This is a genomic window from Aureimonas fodinaquatilis, assembly GCF_008369445.1.
Classification (GTDB): domain Bacteria; phylum Pseudomonadota; class Alphaproteobacteria; order Rhizobiales; family Rhizobiaceae; genus Aureimonas; species Aureimonas fodinaquatilis.
This window is the reverse complement of the sequence record NZ_VTWH01000002.1, coordinates 82,894-109,162: the sequence shown is the minus strand read 5'-3', so window position 1 is coordinate 109,162 and position 26,269 is coordinate 82,894. Positions and strand designations below refer to the sequence as shown.

The following is a 26,269-nucleotide window of genomic DNA, read 5'->3' as shown; positions in this document are numbered from 1 at the left end:
GGGGATGGTGCTTTATGCTTAACTGGCTATGCGATAGCGCATTTGCCAGCCCGCGGCAGCAACAAATACAGTGTCAGCCGCCGGTTGCCCGGTCGCCATCGCCCTCGGGCATAACGAAAATCTGGCCGGGATAAATCAGGTGCGGATTGCGGATCTGGTCACCATTGGCCAGATAAATCACCGTGTAGCGACTACCATCACCATAGGTATCGCGTGAAATCCGCCAGAGCGTATCGCCTTTGCGGATGATGACACGGCCGCCAACCGGCTGCAGAGCGCCATCGGCCGCTGCAAGCTGAGTGGAATCGGCTTTTTCGGCAGCAGAGGCACCCGGCAAGGCAGGCGAAGAGGCCACTGCCGCCATCCTATCCCCCTCAGGCCGGTTGAATGGCACTTCGGCACGCGCCATAACCTGCCCGGCCCGATCCACGACATCTGCCCGCACAACATGCTGGCCAACCGGTACTTCCTGAACTGCGCCAGCCAGAAACTCCCGCTTGTCGCCTATTTCCGTTTCCGTCACGAATTCATCGTTCAGATAAACGCGAACCTTGTCGCCCTTTGCCGCAGTGCCGGCAATGAAAAGCTGGTCACCGTCAATTTCCACCGCACCAATGGCTGGTGCATCCGGGTCGGCAACCGGGGCCTGTGCGGTTGCTACCGCACTGTCCGCCTGCTGCGGGGCAGTGCCAGCCACTTGCGGCGCCGTGCTGGGCGCTGCAATGACCTGAGATGGCCGGTTGGGTTCCTGCAGCATCACCAGAAGCTCTTGTTCACGCCCCGGCATGGGCACGCTGACCAGCACCCGCTGTGCAGATTCAATGGCGCCCTCTCCTTCACCGGACACAATTCGCAGTGAGTGATCGCCGACAACCAGGGGCTGCTCCAACGTCAGAGCAAATTCGCCAGCAGAATTGCTGCGGGCTTTGGCCACAAGCCGCTCGCCGCTGTATATGAAAATGTCGCTGTCCGGCGCACCACGCCCGGCAATCACCGCAGAGCCGTCTGGCTCGACACGAATGATATCAAATTCCGGAATTTCCGCGGCTGCCTGTGCGGGCGCTGCGGGTTCAGGCGATGCGGCAGAAGCAGGAGCGCCGTTTGCCAGTGGCGCGGGCGCAGCCTCGGGCTTTGCCAGAGCAACCTTTTCGTCTGACTGAAGCCGCGCCCCGTCAAACTGCCAATAGCCCACGACAAGACCCACGACGCCAACCGCGCATGCAGTCGCCAGAATGACGCCGTTCTTCCGTTTCATCTCATCTCCGCCAGCATGGGTTGTTACAAGTATACGCTCATAAGCCCCCATGTGACAGTTTATCAAATGAAAACATCATGCAACAAGGTGAATATTCCCTCATCTTTCTGACGTATGCCGGCGAAAAACATGACAATGGCGGAAAAGTTCGGGCTGCCACAAAGCACCGGATCGCCTATGTAGATGTGCAGCAGAACAGGGAATGAAAAGTTATGGGCGCAGAACAGGGTTGGCTGACAATCTTCCGGCTGGCGCTTGTGCAAACAGCAATCGGGGCCGTTGTTGTCCTGACCACGTCTACACTCAACCGGATTATTATTGTTGAATTGGCCCTGCCGGCAATTCTGCCAAGCATGCTGATTGCCGTTCATTATGCCGTGCAGCTGTCGCGCCCGCGTTTTGGCTATGGCTCGGATAGCGGGCAGCGGCGCACGCCCTGGATTATTGGCGGCGTTGCGGTTCTGGCATGTGGCGGCGTCATGGCAGCCCTGGCCACTCAACTCATGAACAATGGCGGCTGGAGCGGTATAGCACTGGCATTTCTGGCATTTTTGATCATCGGTGCGGGTGTCGGCGCGGCGGGCACTTCACTTCTGACCTTGTCTGCAGCCGTTGTCAGCCCGGCCCGTCGCGGTCCGGCCGCAACCATCATGTTCACTATGATGATTGGTGGTTTTGTTCTGACAACGGCTCTGGCTGCGCATTTTCTGGAGCCGTTTTCCTTTTCGCGCCTTGTTCTGATTTCCGCTGTTGTTGGACTTATCGCAACGATAACCGCATATTTTGCCACGCTTGGCATTGAACAGAATTCACAAACAACACCCTCAGCCAGCAAAGGAAAAGCCGGTTTCAATGCGGCCATGCGCGATGCATGGCGCGAACCGGCAACACGCCGCTTTGCCTATTTTGTCTTCGCCTCCATGTTGGCCTATAGCGGGCAAGACGTCGTGCTGGAACCGTTTGGCGGCCTGGCCTTCGGCCTGTCACCCGCTCAGACGACACGACTGTCAGCCTGGCAGAACGGCGGAATTTTTATTGGCATGGCGGCTGTGGCCGTGGCCGGCGGTGTTTTCGCGCCGCGCTGGCCCAATGTTTTGCGCTCTACTGCGCTTCTTGGTTGCGGCGTTTCGGGCATATGTCTGACCGCACTGGCGCTGAGTCCGCTTTACGGCCCGGATTTTCCGTTGACCGGGGTGACTTTTGCGCTTGGCCTTGGTCTGGGCGGTTTCACGGTTTCGGCCATTGGCGCCATGATGGCACTGGCGGGTGCTGCCGGAAATGGACATGAAGGCTTGCGGATGGGCATATGGGGCGCGGCACAGGCGCTTGCCTTCGGATCCGGCGGGTTGCTTGCCGGCGCTATCGTGGATGTAGTTAGCTGGACCCATGGAACACTGGTGACCGGCTATATGCTGGTGTTTCTGCTTGAGGCGGGGCTGTTTGCAGTGGCAGCATGGCTGGCAGTCAATGCCATACAACTGGCAGGCACAAATGCCGCTGCCGCATTTCGCTCCAGCCCTTCACATCACAAAGCCGCATAATTCAGCGACAAACGTGAATAGCTGTCAGCGTGAAAATGCTCTAGCGAAATTCTATTGCATCGCAAAAGCAGGAATATCCAGGATGAACAGCCCTATTGCCTTTATTGATCTGGCTTCACAACAAAAGCGCATCCGAGAGGGCGTCGAAGCGCGGCTGAAGGCAATATTGGACAGTGGCGCCTATATTCTCGGTCCTGATGTGGCGGAGCTGGAGCAGAAACTGTCTGCCTTTGCAGAACTTGAGCACACACTGGGTTGTGCGTCGGGCACGGATGCATTGCTGTTGCCTTTGATGGCTTGGGAATTTGGCCCGGGCGATGCAATTTTCGTTCCAAGCTTCACCTTTGCCGCAACAGCGGAGGTTGCAGCCCTGGTCGGTGCAACACCCGTTTTTGTTGATGTTCTGCCAGACACATTCAACATCGATCCCGAGGGGCTTGAGCGCGCCATTCTGCAGGTTCAGGCGGAAGGCAAACTCACGCCGCGGGCCATCATCGCCGTAGACCTGTTCGGGCAGATTGCAGACTATCCGGCACTGCGCAAAATTGCAGACAAGCATGGGCTTAAACTGGTGGCAGATGCCGCCCAGGGTTACGGCTCCACGCTGAATGGCCAACAGGCAGGCAAATTTGCCGATGTGCTTTCCACCAGCTTTTACCCGGCCAAGCCTCTGGGCTGCTACGGAGATGGCGGCGCGGTGCAAACGGATGATAAAGAGCTCGCCTCGATCATGCGTTCTCTTAGCGTTCACGGACAAGGCATTGATAAATACGACAATTTGAGAATTGGTATAACCGGCCGTCTGGACACATTCCAGGCAGCGGTGCTTCTGGAAAAGCTGCCGCTTTTTGCCGAGGAAATCGCAACCCGCCAGGCAATCGCCGCACGCTATACCAGCACATTGTCTGATATTGTAACCCCGCAAAGACTGCCGGACGGCGTGGTTTCCACCTGGGCTCAATACACCATTCGTGTACCCGGCGGTCACCGTGATGCCTTCATGGCGCATATGCGCGAGGCCGGCGTGCCGACCGTGATCTATTATGGCAAGCCGCTGCATCTGCAGACGGCCTACCGCGCATTCCCGGTCGAATCCGGGCAACTGCCAGTGAGTGAAGCCCTGTCGAAAGAGGTCGTCAGCCTGCCAATGCACCCATACCTTGATGAGCCGACTCAGAACCGCATCATCGACGCTGCGCGCAATGCGATGACGCGCTTGCTGGCTGCCTGATTTTTGTTGCCCTGCAGCCCGGTTTGTTTGCATCTTGCGTGCATCTTGATCAAAGTGGATGCTGCCTGACGAGATAGAGGTCGTATTTTGCCGAATTATCCTTTTGAGGGCTTGGCAAATAAACGAACTGCGACATTCTCTATAAGAGACAAAGACCGGGGGTTGTTGCGCATGCCGTTCGATGAAATGCTGACGAAGGATGGCGGTGTACGGCAGGCATATGACCAGTTCCAGAGCTGGTTTCAGTTACAGGAAGCCAAATCCCTTGCGTTGAAAGCCAGTGAGGCAGAGGGCCTTTTCCGCCGCACTGGCATTACCTTCAACGTCTATGGCGCACAGGATGCGGCAGAGCGGCTTATCCCTTTTGATCTGGTGCCACGCATTATTTCCGGTCAGGAATGGGCACCGCTGGCTGAAGGCATCGAGCAGAGGGTGCAGGCGCTGAATGCCTTTCTGCATGACATCTACCACGATCAGGAAATTGTGCGGGCCGGGATTGTGCCGGCACGCCTGATTGAGGGCAATGAGGCGTTTCTGCCGCAAATGGTTGGCTTTCGTCCACCCGGCGGCGTTTACACACACATTATCGGCGTCGACATTGTTCGAACGGAAGAAAACCGCTTCTACGTGCTGGAGGACAATGCGAGAACGCCCTCCGGCGTGTCATATATGATCGAAAACCGCGAAACGATGATGCAGATGTTTCCGGAACTTTTCGCCCAGAACCGCGTCCGCCCCGTTGAAAATTACCCCCGGCATTTGCGCCGCTCTCTGGCAGGGGTGGCACCATCTGCCTGCAACGGGCCGGTGCGCATCGCCGTTCTGACACCGGGCATCCACAACTCCGCATATTATGAGCATGCTTTCCTGGCCGATCAGATGGGCGTTGAGCTGGTTGAAGGCGCCGATCTGATGACGGTGGACGGACGCATTGCCATGCGAACAACGCAGGGCTACCTGCCCATAGACGTCCTGTATCGCCGTGTTGATGACGCCTATCTGGATCCTGAAGTGTTCAACCCGGAATCGATGCTCGGCGTGCCAGGAATTATGGATGTCTATAAAAACGGTGGCATCACCATTGCCAACGCTCCGGGCACCGGCATTGCAGATGACAAAGCCATCTATTCCTACATGCCGGAAATTGTTCAGTTCTACACCGGACGCAGCGCCATTCTGGAAAATGTGCCGACCTGGCGCTGCACAGAGGCAGACAGCCTTGCCTATGTGCTGGAACATCTGGACGAATTGGTGGTGAAGGAAGTGCACGGTTCCGGCGGCTATGGAATGCTGGTCGGCCCTGCAGCATCCAAGGCGGAAATAGAGCTTTTTGCCGCAAAACTTCGCCAGCGCCCGTCCAATTACATTGCACAGCCAACTTTGGCGCTTTCCACCGTGCCCATTCTTACGGAAGCAGGCCTAGCCCCGCGCCATGTTGATTTGCGGCCATTCGTGCTGGTGGGCGAAACTATCAAAATCATTCCTGGTGGCCTGACGCGCGTGGCGTTGCAGGAGGGTTCCCTGGTGGTTAATTCCAGCCAGGGCGGCGGCACCAAAGACACCTGGGTGCTGGAGGCCTGATTCATGCCATTGCTAGGTCGCACAGCCAACGGGCTGTTCTGGATGCAGCGTTATATTGAGCGAACAGAAAACACTGCGCGCCTGATCGATGCGGGCTTGCGTCTTTCGCTGACGAATCTTTCATCCGAACCCGATGAGTGGAACTCCATTCTGGTAACCGCCGGTGTGCTGGATGAGTATCTGGCCAAACATGGCAGTTTTGATCCTGATAAAATTGCTGATTTCATGCTGCGGGATCCGGCAAATTCATCCAGCATTCTCAACTCCATGGCAGCAGCCCGTACGAACGGTCGCATGGTTCGCACCGCACTGACCCAGGAAACATGGGAAGCGTTGAATGAAAGCTGGATGGTGCTGCGTGACCAGCTTTCCAGGCCCAGATGCGAACTGCCTGTGCTGTTGGGCCTGGTCAAACAGCGGACCGCACTGATCCGCGGCTGTTTCTACGGTACCATGCTGCGCAATGAGATTTTTGATTTCTGCAACATCGGCACATTTCTGGAACGCGCCGACAACACCGCGCGCATTCTGGATGTGAAATACTGGGTGCTGCTGCCGGAACATTCCTCTGTCGGCTCATCACTCGACAATTATCAGTGGGGCTCCATTCTGCGCTCGGTTTCGGCGTTGCGTGCCTATGCATGGGAATATGATGCAGAGCTGAAAGCCGTGGATATTATCGACTTTCTTATCCTCAACCGCCGCATGCCCAGATCTTTGGCCTATTGCTACCGGTTGATTGAAGAGAGCCTCGTCTATCTGGCCCGCACCTATGGCGAAACGCATGAATGCCATGAGACGGTGCACACCATTGTAGCCCGGCTGGAAAACACCACTGTCGGAGATATCATCGATGGTGGGCTTCACGAGTTTCTGGAGCAGTTCATCATCGACAGCAATCGCCTGTCTGATGAAATTGCCAAGGCCTACCGGTTCTATCACTAGACCATTCCGGCTGATGGTCTGCCATGTTGAACGACTGCAACCTCTGGTTTGCCCGCATTCATGCGAAATGCGGCGGACCGGCAGCCGATAGTCCGGGATAACCGGGTATACTCAGTTGCAAGAGCGGCAATTCTGCGCATATTTCAATTTCTGATATCTTGCTGACTGCGCAAAAATCCAGAATCATCGGGTTTTTATGCATAGTTTTTAGCGGCTGCGGCAGATGTCCGTTGCGTGATTGAAATAGAGCGAACAGGCGCGGTTTTGCAGCTCCCAGTGCAGCAACTCGCCGGGGAATTGACGAATGACTTATTGTGTCGGGCTGCTGGTCAATGCGGGCTTGGTTTTCATGTCGGACACCCGCACCAATGCGGGCGTCGACAATATTTCCACTGTCACCAAAATGAAAAGCTGGTCCCTGCCGGACGACCGTTTTCTTTGCCTTCTGTCGGCTGGCAATCTGGCGACCACGCAGGCCGCTGTTTCGTTGCTGGAAGAGCGCGGGCTTCACCCGTCAGAACGCCGCCCATCGCTGTTTACCCAGCCTTCAATGTTTCAAACCGCCAAGCTGGTGGGCGATACGCTCAAAGAGGTTATTGCCTATACCAGCCCATCGGGCCAATCTGCAGACAGTCGCTTTGCCGGCACATTTATTCTGGGTGGGCAGATCAGGGGCGGCAAGCCGCGGCTGTTCATGATCTATCCTGAGGGCAACTTCATCGAAGCCAGTGCAGACAACCCGTTCTTTCAGATTGGCGAGCACAAATATGGCCGTCCAATCATCGTTCGCACCTATGATCCTGAAATGTCGCTGGAGGAAGCCTCGAAGCTGCTTCTGGTTTCATTTGATTCAACCATCAAATCCAACCTGTCCGTAGGCATGCCGCTGGATCTGCAGGTTTATGAGGCGGACTCACTGCAAGCGGGCTATGCGCAACGCTTTGATGAGCGCGACCCATATTATCAAAGCATTTCCGATGGTTGGTCAGATGCGTTGAAACAGGCGTTTGAACGTCTGCCGCCCTTTGTCCCGAACAGGCATCAGGGCTGACAGAGCTCAAGGGCAGCTCAGGGATCGCACGATCCGATCAAACGATGCGCTCTACCGGCTCAATCCCTTCTGCGTCAGTTCGTCGAGGTAGGACTGCCACCGGGTTTCATGCTCGCTGGCAAGCTGTGCCAGATATGCCCAGCTATACAGACCGGAATCGTGGTGATCATCGAACACGATGCGAATGGCGTAATTGCCGACGGGGCGCACATCGGCAATTTTGACATTGCGCTTGCCACCCACCGTCACCCTCTGCTCCGGAGAATGACCCTGCACTTCGGCAGACGGTGACAAAACCCGCAACATTTCGGCTGAGAAGCTGTGCTCTCCCTCCTGGGGACCCACAACCGTCAGAACCGCACGGTCTTTTGAAACGCGAATTTCACGCGGGGGCGCTACTGTTTGACTCATAACACTCTCCAAACCATGTCTGTCTCTTGACCCCGAGGTAGCGCGCTTCCACATTGTGCACAACTGAACGCTGCGGAAAACCGGCATGAACAACGCAAGCAGATTTTTGACAAACCCTCAGTTGGAGGGCGCGATGGTGGACCCGTTCGGGCGGGAAATCACCTATCTGCGTGTTTCTGTGACGGATCGGTGTGATTTGCGTTGTGTTTACTGCATGTCGGAACATGCGCAGTTTCTGCCCAGAAAGGATTTGCTCAGCCTTGAGGAGCTGGACCGTCTGTGCAGTGCGTTTATTGAACGCGGCGTGAAAAGACTGCGGCTGACCGGCGGCGAACCGTTGGTTCGCAAAAACCTGATGTCACTCATTCGCTCGCTGTCGCGCCATTTGCAAAGTGGCGCCTTGCAGGAGTTGACATTGACGACCAATGGCACGCAGCTGGCCCAATATGCCAGCGAGCTGGCAGCCTGTGGAATAAAGCGGCTGAATGTTTCCCTCGACACACTGGACGCCGGAAAATTTCACATGATCACCCGTCGTGGTGACTTTGCCAAGGTTATGCACGGCATTGAAACGGCATTGAAAACCGGCATTTCCATCAAGCTCAACACTGTGGCCCTGCGCAACTTCAATGAGGGCGAAATCCCCCATATGATCGAATGGGCGCACAGCATGGGCATGGATATGACGCTGATTGAAACCATGCCGCTCGGCGAGGTGGATGAGGATCGCACGGAGCATTATCTGCCACTGACGGTGCTGCGTCGCCAGCTTGAGCAGCGACACGGTTTTTCACTTGCAGAATCGAGCCACAGAACGGGCGGGCCAGCCCGCTACTACAACGTTGCGCACACCGGCGGCCGGCTTGGATTCATAACCCCCATGACTCACAATTTCTGCGAAAGTTGCAACCGTGTCCGCATCAGTTGCACCGGCACTCTCTATATGTGCCTGGGGCAGGATGACGCTGCGGACCTGCGAGCGCCTTTGCGCAGCTCGGAGAGCGATGAGGCTCTGCATGCAGCAATTGGAGAGGCGATTGCCCGCAAACCCAAAGGTCATGACTTCGTTATTGATCGCTGGAACAACCAGCCTGCAGTCATGCGCACCATGTCGGTAACGGGCGGCTGAAACAAATTCTCCGTGTCGTAATAGATTTGCAACCTGAATTATGCGACTTTCAGGCCGATTCACAATTGGCAATTAACGAGGGTTTTCGGAAATGACGAGCAAGATCAAGTCGGTCGCTGCCTTGGCGGCAATTGTTCTGCTGACCGCAGGCTGCACTCAGACAGAGCGCACAGTCAGCGGCGCGGCAATCGGCGGCGTTGGTGGTGCAGCCATCGGAAACGCAGTCGGTGGTGGCACAGGCGCGCTGATTGGTGGCTTGGCTGGTGCGGGCACCGGCGCTTTGGTCGGACGCAACACGTATTAATTCCATCGCGATACAATAATTGTATCAAAATACAGGCCGCTGCGGAAACGCAGCGGCATTTTACTGTAAAATCGATCTCGATTTTAAGCCGGATAAGAAGTATTCCATACTATCAGTCCCGCATCTTATTCCGAGATTATCTTGCCTATCGTCAGAGTTCCGATTGCAGGCGCGTCGCCGGCAGAAAATCTTCGTGCCAGCCTTCTCATGATCACGTCGGTTGCGTGCTTCATGATCAATGACACGATCGTCAAGTTCGTCATGCAGGATATGGCGCCAGCCCAGGTTATGGCGGTGCGCGGTGTCATGATCGCCATCTTCATTTTTTCGATCGGCTGGTGGAAAAATGCCCTGCCCGCTCCCCGGCTTCTTCTGAACAAATATCTGCTCATCCGTGCATTCGGCGACTCGTTGACGACACTTCTCTACATGATTGCCCTGGCGCATCTGCCCCTTGCCAACACAACCGCAATCTATCAGGCACTGCCCTTGGCGGTAACGGTGGGCGCGGCGTTGTTTCTGCGCGAAAGTGTGGGCTGGCGGCGCTGGTCTGCTACGGCTGTCGGCTTTATCGGAGTGGTGATCATCGTGCGCCCCGGGCTGGAAGGGTTCACGATGTATTCGGTGTTCGTTCTGCTCTCGGTGCTTGTGTCTGCCATTCGCGACCTTGTGGTGCACAAACTGCCCAAGGAACTGTCGTCGCTGTCAGTGGCAGGTGTCACCTCAACCGCAATTGCGCTGACAGGCGCAGCCTTTCTGCCATTCACCGGCACAACACCCATTTCCAACCCGACTTACGGGTTGCTTTTTGCTGCCGCGCTGCTGATGGGCACCGCCAATATTCTCATGGTTGCTGCCCTGCGTATTGGCGACATGGGCTTTGTTGCCCCACTGCGTTATGCCTCGCTGATATTCGCGGCCATTCTGGGCTATCTCGTGTTTGGAGATGTGCCTGGAAAGTGGGAAATCATCGGGTCGATGATCATCGTTGCATCGGGCCTATATACGTTTTCTCGTGAAAGGCGGCGCAATCGCCTGATACTTGCTCGCACGCAGGCGCATTGATGACAGACCGCATGGAAAAAACCCGTCTCGGCCCACTGCTGGTCCTGTCACTCATATGCGCCTCGGCACTCTCGCCGCTCGCCATCAACATCTTCATCCCGTCCATGGCATCCATTGCCTCGGACCTTAGCGCAGACCCGACGACCATTGCGCTTGGCCTGTCGCTGTTTCTCGTCATGGTGGCCGCGGTTCAACTCGTGGCCGGCCCGCTGTCCGACAAATTCGGCCGCAAACCCGTCATTCTTGCGGGGATGATGCTGTATCTCCTGGGCACCCTGCTCTGCATCTATGCACAGGATGGTCCAACCTTTCTGGCCGGGCGTGTGATCCAGGCCAGCAGCGCCACCGGGATGGTGCTTTCCAGAGCCATTGTCCGCGACCTGTTCTCGCGTGACAAGGCAGCCAGCATGATTGGCTATGTCACCATGGGTCTGGCAGTTGCGCCTTTGTTTGGCCCGGCAATTGGCGGCGTTCTCGACACATGGCTGGGCTGGCGTTCAGTCTTCTGGCTGCTGGCAGTGTGCGGAGTTATTACAACTGCTCTGATTGCGTTTTTTCTGCCGGAAACCAATCAATCCCGCGGCAAACCGATGCTGATGCAGCTCAATTCCTACCGCTTTCTCTTTCGGTCGCTGGCATTCTGGCGCTATGCCAGCACTGCGGCGCTGATTTCTGCGGTTTTCTTTGGTTTCCTCGGGGGCGCGCCCTTCATAGCCTCGCATATTCTGGGCATGAGCCCGGCAGAATATGGCTTGTGGTTCATGGTTTGCTCACTTGGCTATATATTGGGAAACTTTATAACTGGCCGCATGTCGCAAAGGGTTGGCATCAACCGGATGATGGTTATCGGCAGCAGCCTGACGCTGTTTTCTGCAGTCATCACGCTGGTCTGCTTTCTGGCGGGATATATTACCCCCACTACGCTTTTTCTGCCCATGCTGGTTCTGGGTGTTGGCAACGGCTTGTCCGTTCCAACATCCGTAGCGGGCGGAGTGTCCGTTCAACCGGAAGCCGCGGGTGCTGCCGCGGGGCTGCTGGGCGCTTTTCAAATGGGCATCTGCGCCTGTGCTGCCGCATTCGCCTCTGCTCTGGCACACAGCCCCATAGCGGTGGCCACATTTATGGTTGTTATGGGAGTGTTGGGCACCACCTGCGCTGTTTTGCGGGAGCCGCGATGACAATAGCCGGAGTTATCCTGGCCGGTGGAGAAGGAACAAGGATGGGAGGCCTTGTTGCAAAACCGCTGACGCCACTGGGCAAATCCACTCTGATTGAGCGGATCATTCCGCAGATGCAGGGACAGGTCAGCCCGCTTCTGATCAATGCCGCGCTGCACAACGGCTTTGAGCGACTCGGCCTGCCTGTCGTCCCGGACATGTTGACCGGCCATCATGGCCCTTTGGCCGGCCTAAGCGCCGCAGCAGCCCATCTTGAGCGCAATTTTCCCCGGATCACGCATCTGCTATCTGTTGCCGGTGACACACCATTTCTGCCGATTGATTATGTTTCCCGCATGTGTGCAAGGTCTGGCACTGCCGTGAACATGGCAAGCAGCAATGGCAGAGCTCACCCCACTGCGGCACTATGGCCCATGGCATTGCTGAGCCAGCTGGAAAAATATTTGAGTCAGCCGGACGCAAAACTACAGGTTATGGCCTTTGCACGCAGGACGACAATTCACATGGTTGAATTCCAGCCATTTGCCGACCTTGACCCGTTTTTCAACGTCAACACGCCCGACGATCTTCGTAACGCCCAACGGTTTTTGCCAGACGAATGAACGTTCAGTCTGCGGCCAATAGGTAGTTGCCATTTGCGTCGAAACAGGCACTATCGGAATATTATGCTTTGTGCATGTGCGAACGATTAGAAAAATTTGGAGGAATGCCGTCTATGCGTTTATTTTTACGCCTGGTTTCCGCAGTCGCAACTTTTGCATTGGTCGCCGGTGTGGCGAGCGCCCAGAAATCAGATGCTGACAAAACCTGGACAGAGGTGCGAATTGGGACGGAAGGCGCATATCCGCCATTCAACTTTTTGAATTCTGCCGGCCAGCTTGAAGGGTTTGACATCGACATTGCCAAGGCGCTTTGCGATGAAATGAAAGTTACCTGCACTTTTGTCACCTCGGACTGGGACGGCATTATCCCTGCCCTCCAGAATGGCCGGTTTGATGCCATAGTCGCATCCATGTCCATCACTCCTGAACGGTCACAGCAGGTGTTGTTCACCAACAAATACTACAACACCGGTGGCGCTGTTGCTGTACCTAAAGACAGCGACCTGACAGAAGCCACCGCTGAAACCCTGGCCGGAAAAACAATCGGCGCCCAGGGTGGCACGACGCACTCGACCGCTGCGGAAACCTATTTTCCAGATGCGGACGTGCGGGTTTATCCAACAGCTGAGGAATACAAGCTCGATATTGAAAATGGCCGTGTGGATGCGGTTGTTGACGATATCGTCGTTCTTTCAGACTGGATCAACAGCGACGCGGGCGCTTGCTGCAAGATCATTGGCCAGCTGGAAGCCAAGCCGGAGATCTATGGCCCCGGCATCGGCATTGCCTTGCGCCAGGGCAATGAGCAGCTGAAAACCAAGTTTGACGAAGCCATTCTGGCAATTCGTGAAAATGGCACCTACCAGAAGGTGCAGGACAAGTATTTCGACTTTGACGTCTATGGCGAATAGGCCTGCCAAGACCTTAGAAAAATATTCTAATTGATTGATATTGCTGATTTCCGGTGTAGCATTGCTGCACCGGAAATTTGTAGCAGGCAGGGTTTTCAGGTCAGCTCGCCAGAGTTCGGGCCTGAAGGTTTGGAAATCAGCATAAACCGGCAGCTCTGCGGAGCACCGCCAAAGAGGGCCGTTCATGACAGAGCTTTTGTCGCTGCTTGCCTATGGCGATGCGGGCTGGGGCGATGAAATTATCGGTGGCGTTCTGGTGACAGTGTCGCTTTCGCTTGCCACCTTGCCGGTTGGCATAGCGGGCGGGCTTGCCATGGCGCTGGCCAAGCGCAGCGCAGACCCGGCGCTTCGGCTTTCGGCCAATATCTACACGACTATTTTTCGCGGACTACCGGAATTGCTGACGCTGTTTCTGGTTTATTATGGTGGGCAATCTCTCATCAATGCCATGACCGGAGCAACCGGTCTTCCGGCTTTGACCTTATCCAGCTTCGTTTCGGGCATGATCGCACTTGGACTGGTGTTTTCGGCCTTTGCATCGGAAGTTTTTCTTTCGGCCTTCCAGGCCATTTCGCCTGGGCAGGCAGAGGCCGGTCGGGCGCTGGGCATGCATCGCTTTGCCATTGGCTACAAGATCGTTTTTCCGCAATTGATGCGCCATGCTCTGCCCGGACTGTCCAACTGCTGGCAAAACCTTCTGAAGGATACAGCGCTGGTTTCCGTTATCGGGCTTGCCGATATCATGCGCCAAACCGGAGTGGCGGCGCGCGTCACGCGGGAACCTTTCCTGTTTTTCTCGCTGGCCTGCGTGCTTTTTCTCATCCTTACTTTTGTTTCGGGCATCGGCATCTCCCGTATTGAGCAATGGACCCGCCGTGGGGAGGCAGCACGATGAAGGCGGCCAGCGCGACAACCAACCGGCCGGGGCTGGCCGGAATACTGGCAATGGGTTTCTGGGCGGCGGCCGCTGCCGGACTGATCTACTATTTGTTCAGTGTGTACAATCCGGCGCTCGTCGAGCGCTATGGCGAACGCTATCTGTCAGGCCTGTACATCACCGTCAAATTCGTTGCGGTGTCATTTGTCATCGGTGCGGCGCTTTCGGTTCCCGTGGCCTTTGGTCGCCTCTCAACCAACAGGATAGCGCGGGGCACCGCCTCCGGATTTGTCAATTTTTTCCGTGGAACGCCGTTTATCGCGCAAATATTCCTGATCTATTATGGCCTGGGCAGTTTTCGTGCAGAGTTTGAAACCGTTGGCCTCTGGTGGTTTTTCCGTGACCCCTGGTACTGCGCCGTATTGGCAATGGTGTTGAACACCGCGGCCTATCAAGCGGAAATCCTGCGAGGCGCCATTCAGGGCGTTGCCCGCGGGCAATGGGAGGGTGCGCGGTCACTGGGCATTCCACCCGTCATCGCATTTTTCAAAGTCATTCTGCCTCAGGCGATGATGGTGGCGCTGCGACCCTATGCCAATGAGCTGATACTCATGGTCAAATCATCAGCCATTATTGCCATCGTCACTGTGTTTGATCTGTTCGGCGTCACCCGTCGTGCCTATAGCCAGACTTATGATTTTCAAACCTATGTCTGGGCAGCGGTGATTTATCTCCTGATCGTGGAAACAATCCGCAATCTCACGGTTCTGGCGGAACGCAGGCTGACGCGGCACCTCGTTCGGTAAGCGCTATTTCAGCTTCCTGCTGTGTGAACTGCATCCATGAAGAAACAGCTCCACGCATTGCTGAACATGCCTTTCATGCTCCGAAGTGAAAACCAGCCGGAACTCGGAGCTTAGAGCCAGCCGCATTGGCTCAGTGGCAACCAGAGCAAGAAATTGCCCCGCGCGAACCTTGTTGTTGCCGGGGCACAGTTCGCCGTAACGAACAGCCACATCCAAAACCTTCTGCACCACATCGCGCAGGGTCACTGTCAATCGAAACCAAAGATTGGCAATTTCAGGAAATTTCCACGATTCCGCCAGCATGATTCTGAAACAGTCGCGAGATGAAGGCTGGAAGCACAGTCTGACAATGTAGTGCCCCAGCTCGGTCAACCTTTGTTCCACGCCATCTGATCGCGGCCTGACAAAATCGCGTGGAGAAATGGTCTTCAGCACATTGTGCACCACGTCCTCGAAAAGTTTCATCTTCGAGGCGTATCGAGAATACAGAGACCGTTTGGTTGTGGCTGCGTCGCGCGCAATTTCCTCTATGCTGGTTTCCTGAAACCCGCGAACCATAAAAAGTTTGGTTGCACTAGCAAGAATGCGTTGGCGCAATGCATCCGAGCTTAAAACCGGATTTTCCATTGCATTGTCCCCGACATTGAAACGTTCAGTCGGCCTGATACCTGCGGTAAAAGCATATCATGACATTTGGCAAATGAAAGTGCATAGAATGTAATGCTTAATCTGTATTTCAATAATTCCCATGATGCTCAATCGATCATCGAAATTTTCATGACCGCACTGGCAGATGACGCAAAACTGTTGCTAAACATAGACTGAGTGTGGGTAACAAGAGCAGTCTGGAAAGTAAAAAATGGCAAAAGTTGCATTCATCGGCCTGGGCGTCATGGGCTATCCAATGGCCGGACATCTGAAACGCAAGGGCGGTCATGATGTTACAGTTTACAACCGGACATTGGCGAAGGCCGAAAAATGGGCTGGCGAGTTTTCAGGCTCCGCAGAAGCAACACCAGCCAAGGCGGCTGCAGATGCAGATTTTGTGTTCATGTGCGTGGGCAATGATGACGACATCCGCTCGGTCACATACGGTCCGGATGGTATTCTGGCAGCTCTGAAGCCCGGCGCTATTCTTATCGACAACACAACAGCCTCTGCGCTTATGGCGCGTGAACTGGACGAGGCGGTGCGTGCAGCCGGCGGGCGTTTTCTGGATGCTCCCGTTTCAGGTGGACAGGCTGGTGCGGAAAACGGCGTGCTGACGGTCATGGTTGGCGGCGAGGAAGCCGACTTCAACGAAGCGCGCCCGGTCATTGACGCTTACGCACGCATGGTGGGTTTGATGGGGCCGGCAGGCAGTGGGCAACTGGCCAAGATGATGAACCAGATTTGCATTGCAGGTCTGGTGCAAGGTCTGGCGGAGGCCGTGCAGTTTGGCCGCAATGCCGGGCTGGACATTCAGAAGGTCATCGAGGTCATCTCGAAGGGCGCAGCGGGTTCGTGGCAGATGGAGAACCGGCATAAAACCATGATCGCTCAGCAATATGAGTTTGGTTTCGCGGCTGAGTGGATGCGCAAGGACCTTGGAATCTGCCTTGAGGAGGCAAGGGCTAATGGCTCCACGCTGCCAATTACAGCCTTGATTGACCAGTTTTATGGTGAAGTGATTGCGATGGGCGGGTCGCGTTGGGACACCTCGTCCCTTCTGGCACGGCTTGAGCGCTGAAACCCCGCGCATGAATTCGCATGGCTGACCTCAGTGGTCAGCCATGCGCGCATCTGCGCTTTCAGATATCGCGCTGTTCCTTGTCCAGTATCAGATAGTCCAGCGGCATCTGCGTCGTGTATTTGATCTGCTCCATCGCAAAAGATGACGACACGTCACGAATGTCGATTTTGGTGATCAGACGTTTGTAGAAGGCGTCATAAGCGGCAATATCCGGCACGACCACCCGCAGCAGATAGTCAATATCACCGCTCATCCGGTAAAATTCGATCACTTCGGGAAATTCAGCTACGATTTCGGAAAAGCGCAGCAGCCATTCATTGGAGTGTGATGAGGTGCGCACGGCAACAAACACCGTAACGCGGGCGTTGATCTTCTGCGGGTCCAGAATGGCAACGCGCCGCTTGATAACGCCCTCTTCCTCAAGTTTCTGAATGCGCCGCCAGCAGGGTGTGGTGGAAAGCCCGACACGCTTGGCAACATCAGCAACCGCCAGAGTGGCATCTTCCTGAAGCAGTCTCAGTATCTTTTTGTCGAGCCTATCCATCTACTGTCCCATATACGCGAAATCAGGAACCTTCTTGTGCTATGGTCAGACCACTTGCGCAAGTCCGGATACGTTTCAAAACCGCGCTCACCTTGGCAAGCCTTTGCGCTACATCCATGGCTTGCGCAAAATCCACCACACATATACCGAAATTGCTCTTCGTAACCTATATGCAATCAGGCATGGTGCTGACAAAAGGTTATTGCATTTCATGATCATTGTTCCGTTCGCTTCCTGCAAGGGTCGCGTCCATTTTTAATTCAGCTTTGCTCATGGATAGACCTGAATGAGAAACAGCACGATTTTGATCTTTATCCTTGCAATTCTGGGGCTGGCGGCTCTGGTACTGGTGCTGGATACGGATGGGCAGGTGGCTGGTTTGCCAGCCGATGATTTTGCCCAGCTTGTTTATCTGGGAGCCATTGGCGCCGTGCTTGGCACTTCCATGCTGTTCATGTTTCGCGGCCACTTTGCCCAGGCCGTTCGCAGCGCACTTTTATGGGTGTGTGCATTTGCGGTTCTGATCATGGGCTACACATTTTCATCGGAGTTTGAATCGGTCGGGCAACGTATGCTCGGAGCGCTTGTGCCGGGTCGCAACGTTGTCAGCACGGTCGATGGTCAGCAGCAGATTTCCGTTGCGCGGGGTTTTGACAGGCATTTCAATGTTAATGGTCAGGTCAATGGTGTGGACGTTTCGTTTCTGGTTGATACCGGCGCAAGCACCATTGCTTTTGACAGGGAAATGGCTCGCAGGATTGGTGTTGACCCTGACAGCCTTTCCTACACAGCGCAGGTGCGCACGGCCAATGGCATAGCATCTGCAGCGCTGATCCGGCTCGACACAGTGTCGATCGGCCCCATCACCCGGCGCAATGTCAATGCGCTGGTCACCGACGGTGACGGCATTGGCATGGCTTTATTGGGCATGAGCTTTCTGGGGCAGCTCGCTTCAGTCGAGTTCCGCGGCGACAGGCTCATTCTCACCGATTGACGCCTCATTGCCGGCAAACTGCACCTTCGCCATGGCCTCCAGCAACAGCGCCGGGCTGGCACCTGGCGCATAGGCCGCCTGTGACAGGATCTGGCGCCACTGCCGCGCACCGGGGCGGCCATTGAACAGGCCCAGCATATGCCGTGTCACCTGCCCCAGCTTGCCGCCATTGGCAATATGGTGCGCGGCATAATCCGCCATCTGCATCACCACGTCGGCCAGTCCGGCCACGGGCGCTTTCCGCCCGAACAACAGCGGATCCACATTCAACAGATCAGCGGGGTCATGATAGGCAGCACGGCCCAGCATCACCCCGTCCAGATGTTGCAAATGAGGTTGCGCAGCAGCAACATTGGCAATGCCTCCGTTAATGCCGACAAATCGCGCGGGGTATCGCTGTTTCAAGCGGGTTACGCGTGTGTAGTCCAGCGGAGGGATTTCACGGTTTTCCTTTGGGCTCAGACCTTTAAGCCAGGCTTTGCGGGCATGCACCCAGATGCCGGCGCTACCGGCATCAAACACCGCATCTGCCAGATTGTCCAAAGCCGGTTCGGGATCCTGATCATCCACACCGATGCGACATTTAACGGTTACCGGCACGGCAACGGCATTGTGCATGGCGGCAACGCATTCGCCCACCAGCTCCGGCTGAAGCATCAGGCAAGCGCCAAACGTGCCGGATTGAACCCGGTCCGAGGGGCAGCCGACATTCAGATTGATTTCGTCATAGCCGAACTGTTCGGCAATTCTGGCCGCTTCTGCCAGTTTTGCCGGGTTGGATCCGCCCAGTTGAAGCACCAGCGGGTGTTCTGCCGGATCAAAACCCAGTAACTTCTGACGATTACCGTGCAAAATCGCCTCATCCACGACCATTTCCGTGAACAGCCTTGCGTGACGCGTCATCAATCGGTGAAAAAAACGACAATTTCTATCAGTCCAGTCGATCATCGGCGCCACGGCGAAAACCGGAACGTTGCTGCAACCCGTTTGTTGTTTTATTTCCGTCTGTTGCACTGATTTTCTCACGGCGTCGTCAACTGAATATATGCGCAAAACAATTCGGGCGGCCTGTGACAGCCGCCCGTTGATCCAAGCCTTATATCAGAAACTGCCGCGGAAGGGCAATTTTGCCGTTGCAACGGCCTGGCCTTACTTTCCCGTGAAAACCGGGGGGCGCTTCTCTACGAAAGAACGAGTGCCTTCCAGCTTGTCATCCGTCATGGAGTTGCGCCAGATCGCATCCCGTTCAAAGGCAATGCCATTCTCCAGCGTGGCACCCACTGCGGTGCGAATGCATGCCTTGGTGTTTTTAACCGCAATTGGTGCGCGTTCGGAAATAGTGTTGCCTATGGCTATAGCCCGCGCCACTGTCTGCTCCACTTCACAAATCTCAACCACAAAGCCGAGTTGATAGGCGCGCTCGACCTCGATCGGGTCGCCGGTCATCAGCATATAGGCCGCAACATTCGGACCCATTTTGCGAGGCAGGCGTTGCGTGCCGCCATCCCCGGCCATGCCGCCAATCTTGACTTCAGGCTGGCCAAACTGAGCATTGCGACCGGCAATGATGAAGTCGCACGTCATGGCAAGCTCGTTGCCAGCGCCAAAGGCAATGCCGTTCACGGCTGCGATGACAGGCTTGGGGAAGTTTTCAATCCGCCGCCATGCCGCTACCCGAAGCGGGTTGTTGGCTGTGCCGGATGGTCCATGCTCCAGCATTTCCTTGATATCAGCCCCGGCTGCGAAAATCTGCTCGGTGCCGGTCAGCACCACACAGCGCACGGTATCATCGGCTTCCAATTGGCCAAGCAAGCGGCCAATCTCAATCACCATGGAGCTGTGAAGCGCATTGCGCTTTTCGCCCCGCTCAATACGGATCAACGCCACATGCTTTGACGGGCGTTCAAGAAGAATGTGGTTGCTCAAGTCGGCCATGCGGCAACTCCTGAATGGCAGATTGGAAAATCAGGCGCGACCGCGCGGGCGATACAGTGCATCGGCATAGCCATGTTTCTCAAACAGAGCGTCGATAACCGCCTTGTCGGCATCTCGAATACCCGGTTGCGGCGCGCGTGTGACGGTGTTGGGAAGAACGCCCTGCCGCGCCAGAACATATTTCATCCGCGGGCGATAATCGCGCAGCGGTGCGCTCCAGACAAAGCGGGCCAGCGGTCCAAGACGCGTCCAGACCTCATGCGCCTCTGTTATCTCGCCAGCCGCAACATGGCGCTGCATTTTCACCAGTTCGGCTGTTGCAGTGCCTGCATAACCAATCAAGGCGCCCGGGCAACCAAGCATCAGAGATTCCAGCACGAATGTATCATTCCCCGTCATGACAACAACGCGGTTGCCGGTCTCTTCCGCCTCATCCACCATTTCGGCGGTGATTTCGATGTTGAAAACCGCATCCTTGATGGCAACCAGCGACGGAATGTCCGACAAAGCTTTGATAGTCCCCGCCGGATAAGTTGCATTGCCGGTGTTGAAAGCAATGACCGGCATCTTCACAGCCTGCGCAATTGCCGCGTGATGGTCCACCACCATGGCAACATCCACAGGCCGGGAACTGAACGTTGGCAATGGCGGAAAGACGACAATGCCCTCTGCGCCGGCATCTTCAACTTCTCTGGCAATGCGTATGGCGCCATTGGTCGAACCGGAAACGATGCCTGCGACAATCGGGCATGCGCCTGCAACGGCTTTGGTTGCGCGCCTGACCGCCTCAACCTGCTCTTCCAGTTCAAGGGTTGTTACCTCTGCCGCCGCCATGTTGACGGCAATGGCGCTGGCGCCGCCATCAGCCATTTCAACCATATAGCGATCAAAGGTTTCCCAATCGACGGATGCATCGGTGTTGAACGGCATGACAGGTGCCGGGATGATACCCGCACGCAAGGCATCGGACATTGGTCGCTCCTCGAATCAAAAATACAGTAACCGGTTACAGTTCTAGCCAAGGCCATTAACACGGTCAAGCAATGGCTCAAGCTTGCAAACGCGTGCCACCGGAAGATTGGCGCACCAAGAGATCGGCCTCGAATACCGTGCGTGAAGCCACGGTTTCTCCGGCGATTATGCGCAGCAAAACGCGCATTCCCTCAGCTCCTATCAGCCGGGCGGGCATATCCATTGTGGTGAGTGAGGGGCGCAGGTAGTGACTTGTGGCAATGTTGTCAAAGCCGACAAATGCCACATCATCAGGAATACGAAGGCCAAGATCGACCACAGCCGCCATACCGCCAAGGGCAATGCGATCATTGCCAGCCAGCACGGCGGTTGCCGGAAAATTCCGCCCCAGATGCAGCACCCGCTGATAGGCATTCTCTTCGGCAAAATCTCCAAACAGCAGCATATCCTGTTGAAATTCTATGTCATTTTCGGCAAGACATGCTTTAAACCCTGCTATGCGATCGCTGCCATCGGGCCATTTTTCCGGTCCGCCCAGAAACAGAAACTGGCGGTGGCCAAGGTCGACCAAATGCTGGGTTGCGCGGTACCCCGCACGAAAATTGTCCGCGTGAACCGAGGGATAGTCCAGCCGCTCATTTCGACCCAGCACAACGAATGGTGCGTTGCCGTTGGCCAGGCGGCCGGAGCCGCTTTCATAATCGGTTCCGCTGCCGCAGATGATGATGCCATCCACCCGCTTTTGCAGGAGGAGGTTAATGTCCTGCTCCCGCTTGGCAATATTGTGGTTCGTGTTGCAGAAGATGATGGATATGCCGTTTTGCGCGGCAATTTCCTCAACCCCGATAACAACGCGCGCATAATACAGATTCACGAGATTTGGCACGATAACGCCAACGGTGTTGGTGCGGCTTTGCGTCAGGCCGCGGGCCAGATCATTCGGGACGAAATTGAGTTTCTTGACGGATTCCAGAACCTTACGCCGTGCTTCATCCGATACTGGATAGCCATCTCCGGCCAGGGTGCGCGAAACCGTGGCAACGGAAACCCCGGCATCGCGAGCAACATCGCGAATGCCAATTCGCCCCTCACCGCCGCGTCGGGTTCTTTTTTCGCTCATCCGCTCACGCTCCATCTGACCCAGCTTGACCATGCCAGGCAATTACAGTAACCCGTTACTATAAACTTCGCAAAAATAGACATGGCTTCATGCCGCTTTCAGCCACTACCGACCACATTTTTACGCCACGGGGAAATATGAAACTCATCGACGCGAAAGCCGCAGCTTCCATGGTGCGCGACAACGCAACAATTGCAATTTCCGGTGGCGGATATCGCGTTGAGCCGGAATCGCTGATCGAGGCTGTCTCCGATCGTTATGTGGCGGAAAATTCCCCATCGGACCTGACTGTTATCGCAGTGGCGATGGTAGAGCGTGCGCGCGGCGGCAAAGGTGGCAAGGACACAGGCCTGAACCGGCTGGCGAAGCCCGGCCTGATGAAACGGATTTTTGTGTCCAGTTTCTCCAGGTCTTCCGAACATGAGCTGAATGTCGGCATCCGAGAAAACCATTTTGCCACCTACAATTTTCCCATGGGCAGCATCGTGCAATGGCTGCGGGCCATTGCATCCGGTCGGCCGGGACTGGCCACTCCTGTAGGTCTTGGCACCTTTGTTGACCCCGCTGTCGAGGGTGGCCGAGTCAATGATGCGGCAACGCCCTATAGCCGCATTGTCGATGTGGATGGCCACAAGATGATCTACTATCCATCGCTCAGGATTGACGTTGCACTGGTCAAGGCCAGCGCAGCGGATGAGCGGGGAAACCTGTATTTTGATCGCGAGGCGTTCAATCACGGTGTGCTGGATGTCGCCTTTGCCGCGCATAACAGTGGCGGTATTGTGCTGGCAGAGGTGAACCGGATTGTAAAAGCTGGCGAAATCCACCCGCGCATGGCGCTTATTCCCGGCGCGATTGTCACGGCAGTCGTGGTGCAGCCAGAGCCTTGGGAGGATGAGCAGGACCCGGTCATCACCGGTGCCACGCGTGAAGAGCTAGCCCCACCGGTGCCGCGCAATCTGCCGCGCGATGTTATTGCCCGCACGGCTGTTTCGCTGCTGGCAGAGGGTGACATGGTCAATCTGGGCGCGGGCATTCCAATGTATGATGTGCCCGAAGCTGCACGAATGATCGGGCGCGACGACATCTACTTCACCGTTGAACAGGGGCCAATGGGCGGCTGGCCCAAGGTTGGCGGCGCATCGCGCAATCTGGAACTGGTGCTGGAACAGCAGGAAGTCTTCCATTTTTACGAAGGTGGCGGCCCGGATGTTTCCATACTGTCTTTCGGTCAGGTGGATCAGTATGGCAATGTCAATGTCAGCCGGTTTTCCGGCATGCTGCCGGGATGCGGCGGCTTCATCAACATTGTTCACGGCATCAAAACGCTGATGTTCTGCGGAACTCTGACGACCGGCGGGCTGGAAGAAGAAATTTCCACGGATGGTGTGACGGTCAAGACCGAAGGGCGGATTCAGCGCTTTGTCGAAAATGTTGAGCAGGTGACGTTCAATGCAAGGCAGGCTTTTGCTGCGGGCAAGTCAGTCACTTACCTTACAGAACGGGGCATTTTCGCACTGACGGAAACTGGTTTGCACCTGACGCATATTGCGCCTGGGATCGACCTTGAAAAGCATATTCTCTCGCAGATCCCGTTCAAAATCACAGTCGCTGAAAACCTGAAGCTGATGGATAAGAGCCTGTTCGAACCGGCTGCTTGATACAAGTCTGGTTTTTGGTGGGGAGGACATACGCATGACACAAGAGAATTTGCAGTTTGGCAAACGCGTTGCTGCCTTTGCAGTTGGCACGAAATCTGCCACGCTGCCAGACGATGTTGCGCTGAAAACCAAGATCCATATTCTGGATACACTGGCTGCTATCGTCTCTGGCGCCGCGCTGGAAGCGGGCCTTGCCGGGCAGCGTTATGCCGGCATAACCGGCGGCCATGCGCAAGCTTCCATTATTGGCACCAATCAACGCAGTTCACTGATTGAGGCGGCCCTGGCCAATGGCATGGCGGCGCATGCCGATGAATCCGATGACTCGCATGAAGACAGCCAGACGCACCCCGGTTGCGGCGTTTTGCCGGCGGCACTGGTGGTGGCGGAAGCGCGCAAGGTTTCCGGGCGCGATTTCCTCAATGCAGTGTATCTGGGTTATGAAATGACCATTCGCTTTGGCGAGGCAATGTCCCCCGCCATGAGCTTTGCGAGGTCATCGCTTTCCTGCCACGCTTATGGGCCGCTGTTTGGCGCTGGCTATGCATCCGGCAGCCTGATGGGCTTTGACGCCGAGCGTTTCCAGATTCTGCTGAACTATCTGGCGCAGGAAGCCTCCGGCATGACGACCTGGCGGCTGGACGGAGCGCACACGCTGAAGAGCTATGTTTTTGCGGGCATGCCTGCCAGCAACGCCGTGAAAGCGGCATTGCTGGTGGATTCCGGCTTTACCGGCAGCGGCGACGTGATTGACCCCGCGGACCGCAATTTCTTTGAAGCGCTGTCGCCGGCAACCAAGCCGGAGCGGCTTTTTCACGAGTTGGAAACGCGCCATAAAATTCTGGAAACCGACATCAAGAAATATTCTGTCGGCTTTCCCATTGCGGCACCGCTTGCAGCACTGGAGGATATTATGGCGCGGGACGGCTTCGACGCTGCGAAGGTTTCCGCCATCCGGCTGCGTTACGACCCTGACTGGTACAAGGTGATTGGTGACCTTAACCGCATGCCGGACCTTAACCTGCGCCACTGCATGGCCGCCATGCTGGTTGAAGGGCGGCTGGGCTTTGATGCCTCGCATGACCCGGAGCGGATGAAAGACGAAGCCATATTGGCAATGGGCCGCAAAATTGACCTGAAGGACAATGATGCGGGTCAGGACCGGTTTGAAGCGCGGGTTGAAGTTGAATGCAACGGGCAGATATTTGAGGCTTCGCAGGGACTGAATGTTCTGGGGCGCAAGGAAAACCCGATGACCACAGAACAGGTTGTCGAAAAGGCCACCGAGTTGCTGTGCACAGTGCTGAGCGAAGATGCGGCTAAGCGCACAGTGGATCTGGTGTTCGAGATAGAGTCAGAACCATCCATTGACCGGCTGGTGGCAGCCATGCGCCCGGAGGGACAGTCATGAGCAGGCCCCCATTGCGAATTGCCGTTTGTGGCACGGCCCACTGGGCTGAAACCGTGCATATTCCGGCTTTGCAAGCTGCGCCGGATATTGATCTTGTTGCGGTTTATGGTCGCAATGCCGACCGTGTTGCGGCACTGGCAGACAAATTCGGCATTGCCGGGCTTACGGATTTTGACGAAACATTGGCTCAGGTGGATGCGCTCAGCTTTGCCCTGCCGCCCAATATTCAGCCAGCGCTGGCTATTAAGGCAATTTCAGCCGGCAAGCACGTGATTTTGGAAAAGCCGATTGCAACTACGCAGGAGGAAGCGCTTGCGATTTGCAGCGCGCTTGTCGCCAGCCCGGTTGCTGCGGTCTGCTTCCTGACCCGGCGCTATATTCCCGAAGTTGCGGCATTTATTGCTGAAACAGATGCGGAAAAAACCGAATTTGGCGCTTCCAGCTTTCGTTCCGGCGGCATGGCGCCAGGCAGCCCCTATGCCAATTCTGTCTGGAGGCAGGCTGAAGGTGCAACCCTGTGGGATGTTGGGCCGCATGTTCTGACACCGCTGCTGGATGTTCTTGGTCCCATTGCGCAAGTGCAACTGCAACGCGATGAAGGTGGCACCCTCACAGCCCGGCTGACACACAGCAATCATGCGACGTCGCGCTTCGAAATCAGCCAGAATGGTGAAGCGGGCAGCCTGTTGGAAACCTATGCCTTTGACGCGGGTGACGGTGAAAGAAGGCTTCAAGGCAAGCCATATGACCGCGTGGCCGCATTTGGCCGGGCGGCAGCAGAACTGCTTGCTGGCGCGGAAGAACCACGCCCGACACGCCTGCGTTTTGCCGCTGCCGCGCATATTGTCGAAGTTTTAACGGCAGCCTCGGCCAGTCTTCAAAACGGCGAGCCGGTCAAAGTTGAGCGTAATTTGTATGACAACATCTTGGCGAGCGCTGCTTCATAAATTCATTTGACAATAGCACTCAGCCTAATAGAGATAGGCAGTTCGATTGTATATTTGTGCCCGACG

The 26,269-nt window shown here is 55.9% G+C and carries 26 protein-coding genes; 18 read left to right on the top strand and 8 right to left on the bottom strand.

All coding sequences use genetic code 11. The features are described 5' to 3' along the window. Nucleotides 1-73 precede the first annotated feature (73 nt). Nucleotides 74-1,255, bottom strand: coding sequence for a LysM peptidoglycan-binding domain-containing protein (locus tag FPY71_RS06575; protein ID WP_188052245.1), 1,182 nt, complete (start codon nucleotides 1,253-1,255; stop codon nucleotides 74-76). A gap of 212 nt (nucleotides 1,256-1,467) precedes the next feature. Here FPY71_RS06575 and FPY71_RS06570 point away from each other — a divergent pair, with 212 nt between their 5' ends. From FPY71_RS06570 to FPY71_RS06550, 5 genes are all read left to right on the top strand, one after another. Then, entirely contained in the window at nucleotides 1,468-2,796 is a 1,329-nt protein-coding gene (locus tag FPY71_RS06570; RefSeq protein ID WP_149298941.1) for a BCD family MFS transporter, read from the top strand. 82 nt (nucleotides 2,797-2,878) lie between these two features. After that, complete coding sequence (locus FPY71_RS06565; protein ID WP_149298939.1) at nucleotides 2,879-4,027, top strand: DegT/DnrJ/EryC1/StrS family aminotransferase; 1,149 nt, start codon at nucleotides 2,879-2,881, stop codon at nucleotides 4,025-4,027. Nucleotides 4,028-4,198: 171 nt separating this feature from the next. Next, nucleotides 4,199-5,608, top strand: a complete 1,410-nt coding sequence (locus FPY71_RS06560) for a circularly permuted type 2 ATP-grasp protein (protein WP_149298937.1) — start codon at nucleotides 4,199-4,201, stop codon at nucleotides 5,606-5,608. Between the two features lie 3 nt (nucleotides 5,609-5,611). Continuing rightward, entirely contained in the window at nucleotides 5,612-6,553 is a 942-nt protein-coding gene (locus FPY71_RS06555) for an alpha-E domain-containing protein (protein ID WP_149298935.1), read from the top strand. A gap of 304 nt (nucleotides 6,554-6,857) precedes the next feature. Further along, nucleotides 6,858-7,604: a proteasome-type protease gene (locus FPY71_RS06550; RefSeq protein ID WP_149298933.1), complete on the top strand. Its 747-nt coding sequence runs from the start codon at nucleotides 6,858-6,860 to the stop codon at nucleotides 7,602-7,604. Between the two features lie 51 nt (nucleotides 7,605-7,655). On the opposite strand, the gene FPY71_RS06545 is transcribed toward FPY71_RS06550, so the two are convergent. Further along, nucleotides 7,656-8,015, bottom strand: coding sequence for a gamma-butyrobetaine hydroxylase family protein (locus FPY71_RS06545; RefSeq protein ID WP_149298931.1), 360 nt, complete (start codon nucleotides 8,013-8,015; stop codon nucleotides 7,656-7,658). Between the two features lie 85 nt (nucleotides 8,016-8,100). Here FPY71_RS06545 and moaA point away from each other — a divergent pair, with 85 nt between their 5' ends. The 8 genes from moaA (at nucleotide 8,101) to FPY71_RS06505 (ending at nucleotide 14,887) form a co-directional block, all read left to right on the top strand. Beyond that, the gene (gene moaA / locus FPY71_RS06540) at nucleotides 8,101-9,144 is read left to right on the top strand and encodes a GTP 3',8-cyclase MoaA (RefSeq protein ID WP_246160178.1); all 1,044 of its coding nucleotides are present in this window, start codon (nucleotides 8,101-8,103) and stop codon (nucleotides 9,142-9,144) included. 91 nt (nucleotides 9,145-9,235) lie between these two features. Next, nucleotides 9,236-9,448: a YMGG-like glycine zipper-containing protein gene (locus tag FPY71_RS06535; protein WP_149298929.1), complete on the top strand. Its 213-nt coding sequence runs from the start codon at nucleotides 9,236-9,238 to the stop codon at nucleotides 9,446-9,448. Nucleotides 9,449-9,589: 141 nt separating this feature from the next. Next, on the top strand, nucleotides 9,590-10,513 hold the full coding sequence (locus tag FPY71_RS06530; RefSeq protein ID WP_188052244.1) for a DMT family transporter: 924 nt from the start codon (nucleotides 9,590-9,592) through the stop codon (nucleotides 10,511-10,513). Continuing rightward, nucleotides 10,513-11,691: a multidrug effflux MFS transporter gene (locus FPY71_RS06525; protein ID WP_246160177.1), complete on the top strand. Its 1,179-nt coding sequence runs from the start codon at nucleotides 10,513-10,515 to the stop codon at nucleotides 11,689-11,691. The genes FPY71_RS06530 and FPY71_RS06525 overlap by 1 nt, the downstream gene beginning before the upstream one ends. Beyond that, nucleotides 11,688-12,293, top strand: coding sequence for a molybdenum cofactor guanylyltransferase MobA (mobA, locus tag FPY71_RS06520; RefSeq protein WP_149298925.1), 606 nt, complete (start codon nucleotides 11,688-11,690; stop codon nucleotides 12,291-12,293). Before FPY71_RS06525 ends, mobA begins: the two co-directional genes overlap by 4 nt. Before the next feature lie 113 nt (nucleotides 12,294-12,406). Beyond that, the gene (locus FPY71_RS06515) at nucleotides 12,407-13,204 is read left to right on the top strand and encodes a lysine/arginine/ornithine ABC transporter substrate-binding protein (protein ID WP_149298923.1); all 798 of its coding nucleotides are present in this window, start codon (nucleotides 12,407-12,409) and stop codon (nucleotides 13,202-13,204) included. Nucleotides 13,205-13,388: 184 nt separating this feature from the next. Continuing rightward, entirely contained in the window at nucleotides 13,389-14,099 is a 711-nt protein-coding gene (locus FPY71_RS06510) for an ABC transporter permease (protein WP_149298921.1), read from the top strand. Beyond that, nucleotides 14,096-14,887: an ABC transporter permease gene (locus FPY71_RS06505; RefSeq protein WP_246160176.1), complete on the top strand. Its 792-nt coding sequence runs from the start codon at nucleotides 14,096-14,098 to the stop codon at nucleotides 14,885-14,887. Before FPY71_RS06510 ends, FPY71_RS06505 begins: the two co-directional genes overlap by 4 nt. 3 nt (nucleotides 14,888-14,890) lie before the next feature. On the opposite strand, the gene FPY71_RS06500 is transcribed toward FPY71_RS06505, so the two are convergent. Further along, a complete protein-coding gene (locus FPY71_RS06500; protein ID WP_149298917.1) occupies nucleotides 14,891-15,514 on the bottom strand; it encodes a TetR/AcrR family transcriptional regulator in 624 nt (207 codons plus the stop codon). 232 nt (nucleotides 15,515-15,746) lie between these two features. Between FPY71_RS06500 and FPY71_RS06495 the strand changes: the two genes are divergently transcribed. After that, nucleotides 15,747-16,616, top strand: a complete 870-nt coding sequence (locus tag FPY71_RS06495) for an NAD(P)-dependent oxidoreductase (protein WP_149298915.1) — start codon at nucleotides 15,747-15,749, stop codon at nucleotides 16,614-16,616. 61 nt (nucleotides 16,617-16,677) lie between these two features. Here the strand turns inward: FPY71_RS06495 and FPY71_RS06490 are convergent, their stop codons facing one another. Next, entirely contained in the window at nucleotides 16,678-17,163 is a 486-nt protein-coding gene (locus FPY71_RS06490; protein ID WP_149298913.1) for an Lrp/AsnC family transcriptional regulator, read from the bottom strand. A gap of 286 nt (nucleotides 17,164-17,449) precedes the next feature. On the opposite strand from FPY71_RS06490, the gene FPY71_RS06485 reads away from it, so the two are divergent. Next, on the top strand, nucleotides 17,450-18,157 hold the full coding sequence (locus tag FPY71_RS06485; protein ID WP_149298911.1) for a retropepsin-like aspartic protease family protein: 708 nt from the start codon (nucleotides 17,450-17,452) through the stop codon (nucleotides 18,155-18,157). On the opposite strand, the gene dusA is transcribed toward FPY71_RS06485, so the two are convergent. From dusA to FPY71_RS06465, 4 genes are all read right to left on the bottom strand, one after another. Then, entirely contained in the window at nucleotides 18,116-19,156 is a 1,041-nt protein-coding gene (dusA, locus tag FPY71_RS06480) for a tRNA dihydrouridine(20/20a) synthase DusA (RefSeq protein WP_281287498.1), read from the bottom strand. The genes FPY71_RS06485 and dusA overlap by 42 nt on opposite strands. A gap of 150 nt (nucleotides 19,157-19,306) precedes the next feature. Further along, a complete protein-coding gene (locus tag FPY71_RS06475; RefSeq protein WP_149298907.1) occupies nucleotides 19,307-20,092 on the bottom strand; it encodes an enoyl-CoA hydratase/isomerase family protein in 786 nt (261 codons plus the stop codon). Nucleotides 20,093-20,122: 30 nt separating this feature from the next. Then, entirely contained in the window at nucleotides 20,123-21,064 is a 942-nt protein-coding gene (locus tag FPY71_RS06470; protein ID WP_149298905.1) for a dihydrodipicolinate synthase family protein, read from the bottom strand. A gap of 76 nt (nucleotides 21,065-21,140) precedes the next feature. After that, nucleotides 21,141-22,184: a LacI family DNA-binding transcriptional regulator gene (locus FPY71_RS06465; protein ID WP_188052243.1), complete on the bottom strand. Its 1,044-nt coding sequence runs from the start codon at nucleotides 22,182-22,184 to the stop codon at nucleotides 21,141-21,143. 137 nt (nucleotides 22,185-22,321) lie between these two features. On the opposite strand from FPY71_RS06465, the gene FPY71_RS06460 reads away from it, so the two are divergent. From FPY71_RS06460 to FPY71_RS06450, 3 genes are read left to right on the top strand one after another with little or no spacing between them, the layout of a single operon-like run. Beyond that, nucleotides 22,322-23,845 carry a malonate decarboxylase subunit alpha gene (locus FPY71_RS06460; RefSeq protein ID WP_188052242.1) on the top strand — a complete coding sequence of 508 codons (1,524 nt, stop codon included), beginning with the start codon at nucleotides 22,322-22,324 and terminating at the stop codon, nucleotides 23,843-23,845. Between the two features lie 34 nt (nucleotides 23,846-23,879). Continuing rightward, complete coding sequence (locus tag FPY71_RS06455) at nucleotides 23,880-25,256, top strand: MmgE/PrpD family protein (protein WP_149298900.1); 1,377 nt, start codon at nucleotides 23,880-23,882, stop codon at nucleotides 25,254-25,256. Continuing rightward, a complete protein-coding gene (locus FPY71_RS06450; RefSeq protein WP_149298898.1) occupies nucleotides 25,253-26,203 on the top strand; it encodes a Gfo/Idh/MocA family protein in 951 nt (316 codons plus the stop codon). Before FPY71_RS06455 ends, FPY71_RS06450 begins: the two co-directional genes overlap by 4 nt. Nucleotides 26,204-26,269 lie beyond the last annotated feature (66 nt).

Coding starts and splice junctions, on each gene's coding strand:
- FPY71_RS06465 (WP_188052243.1), bottom strand. CDS start 22,184: ATGAGCGAAAAAAGAACCCGACGCGGCGGTGAGGGGCGAATTGGCATT.
- mobA (WP_149298925.1), top strand. CDS start 11,688: ATGACAATAGCCGGAGTTATCCTGGCCGGTGGAGAAGGAACAAGGATG.
- FPY71_RS06495 (WP_149298915.1), top strand. CDS start 15,747: ATGGCAAAAGTTGCATTCATCGGCCTGGGCGTCATGGGCTATCCAATG.
- FPY71_RS06510 (WP_149298921.1), top strand. CDS start 13,389: ATGACAGAGCTTTTGTCGCTGCTTGCCTATGGCGATGCGGGCTGGGGC.
- FPY71_RS06515 (WP_149298923.1), top strand. CDS start 12,407: ATGCGTTTATTTTTACGCCTGGTTTCCGCAGTCGCAACTTTTGCATTG.
- FPY71_RS06525 (WP_246160177.1), top strand. CDS start 10,513: ATGACAGACCGCATGGAAAAAACCCGTCTCGGCCCACTGCTGGTCCTG.
- FPY71_RS06535 (WP_149298929.1), top strand. CDS start 9,236: ATGACGAGCAAGATCAAGTCGGTCGCTGCCTTGGCGGCAATTGTTCTG.
- FPY71_RS06500 (WP_149298917.1), bottom strand. CDS start 15,514: ATGGAAAATCCGGTTTTAAGCTCGGATGCATTGCGCCAACGCATTCTT.
- FPY71_RS06560 (WP_149298937.1), top strand. CDS start 4,199: ATGCCGTTCGATGAAATGCTGACGAAGGATGGCGGTGTACGGCAGGCA.
- FPY71_RS06490 (WP_149298913.1), bottom strand. CDS start 17,163: ATGGATAGGCTCGACAAAAAGATACTGAGACTGCTTCAGGAAGATGCC.
- FPY71_RS06455 (WP_149298900.1), top strand. CDS start 23,880: ATGACACAAGAGAATTTGCAGTTTGGCAAACGCGTTGCTGCCTTTGCA.
- FPY71_RS06565 (WP_149298939.1), top strand. CDS start 2,879: ATGAACAGCCCTATTGCCTTTATTGATCTGGCTTCACAACAAAAGCGC.
- FPY71_RS06475 (WP_149298907.1), bottom strand. CDS start 20,092: ATGGCCGACTTGAGCAACCACATTCTTCTTGAACGCCCGTCAAAGCAT.
- FPY71_RS06570 (WP_149298941.1), top strand. CDS start 1,468: ATGGGCGCAGAACAGGGTTGGCTGACAATCTTCCGGCTGGCGCTTGTG.
- FPY71_RS06470 (WP_149298905.1), bottom strand. CDS start 21,064: ATGTCCGATGCCTTGCGTGCGGGTATCATCCCGGCACCTGTCATGCCG.
- moaA (WP_246160178.1), top strand. CDS start 8,101: ATGAACAACGCAAGCAGATTTTTGACAAACCCTCAGTTGGAGGGCGCG.
- FPY71_RS06485 (WP_149298911.1), top strand. CDS start 17,450: ATGAGAAACAGCACGATTTTGATCTTTATCCTTGCAATTCTGGGGCTG.
- FPY71_RS06545 (WP_149298931.1), bottom strand. CDS start 8,015: ATGAGTCAAACAGTAGCGCCCCCGCGTGAAATTCGCGTTTCAAAAGAC.
- FPY71_RS06450 (WP_149298898.1), top strand. CDS start 25,253: ATGAGCAGGCCCCCATTGCGAATTGCCGTTTGTGGCACGGCCCACTGG.
- FPY71_RS06555 (WP_149298935.1), top strand. CDS start 5,612: ATGCCATTGCTAGGTCGCACAGCCAACGGGCTGTTCTGGATGCAGCGT.
- FPY71_RS06505 (WP_246160176.1), top strand. CDS start 14,096: ATGAAGGCGGCCAGCGCGACAACCAACCGGCCGGGGCTGGCCGGAATA.
- FPY71_RS06460 (WP_188052242.1), top strand. CDS start 22,322: ATGAAACTCATCGACGCGAAAGCCGCAGCTTCCATGGTGCGCGACAAC.
- FPY71_RS06550 (WP_149298933.1), top strand. CDS start 6,858: ATGACTTATTGTGTCGGGCTGCTGGTCAATGCGGGCTTGGTTTTCATG.
- FPY71_RS06575 (WP_188052245.1), bottom strand. CDS start 1,255: ATGAAACGGAAGAACGGCGTCATTCTGGCGACTGCATGCGCGGTTGGC.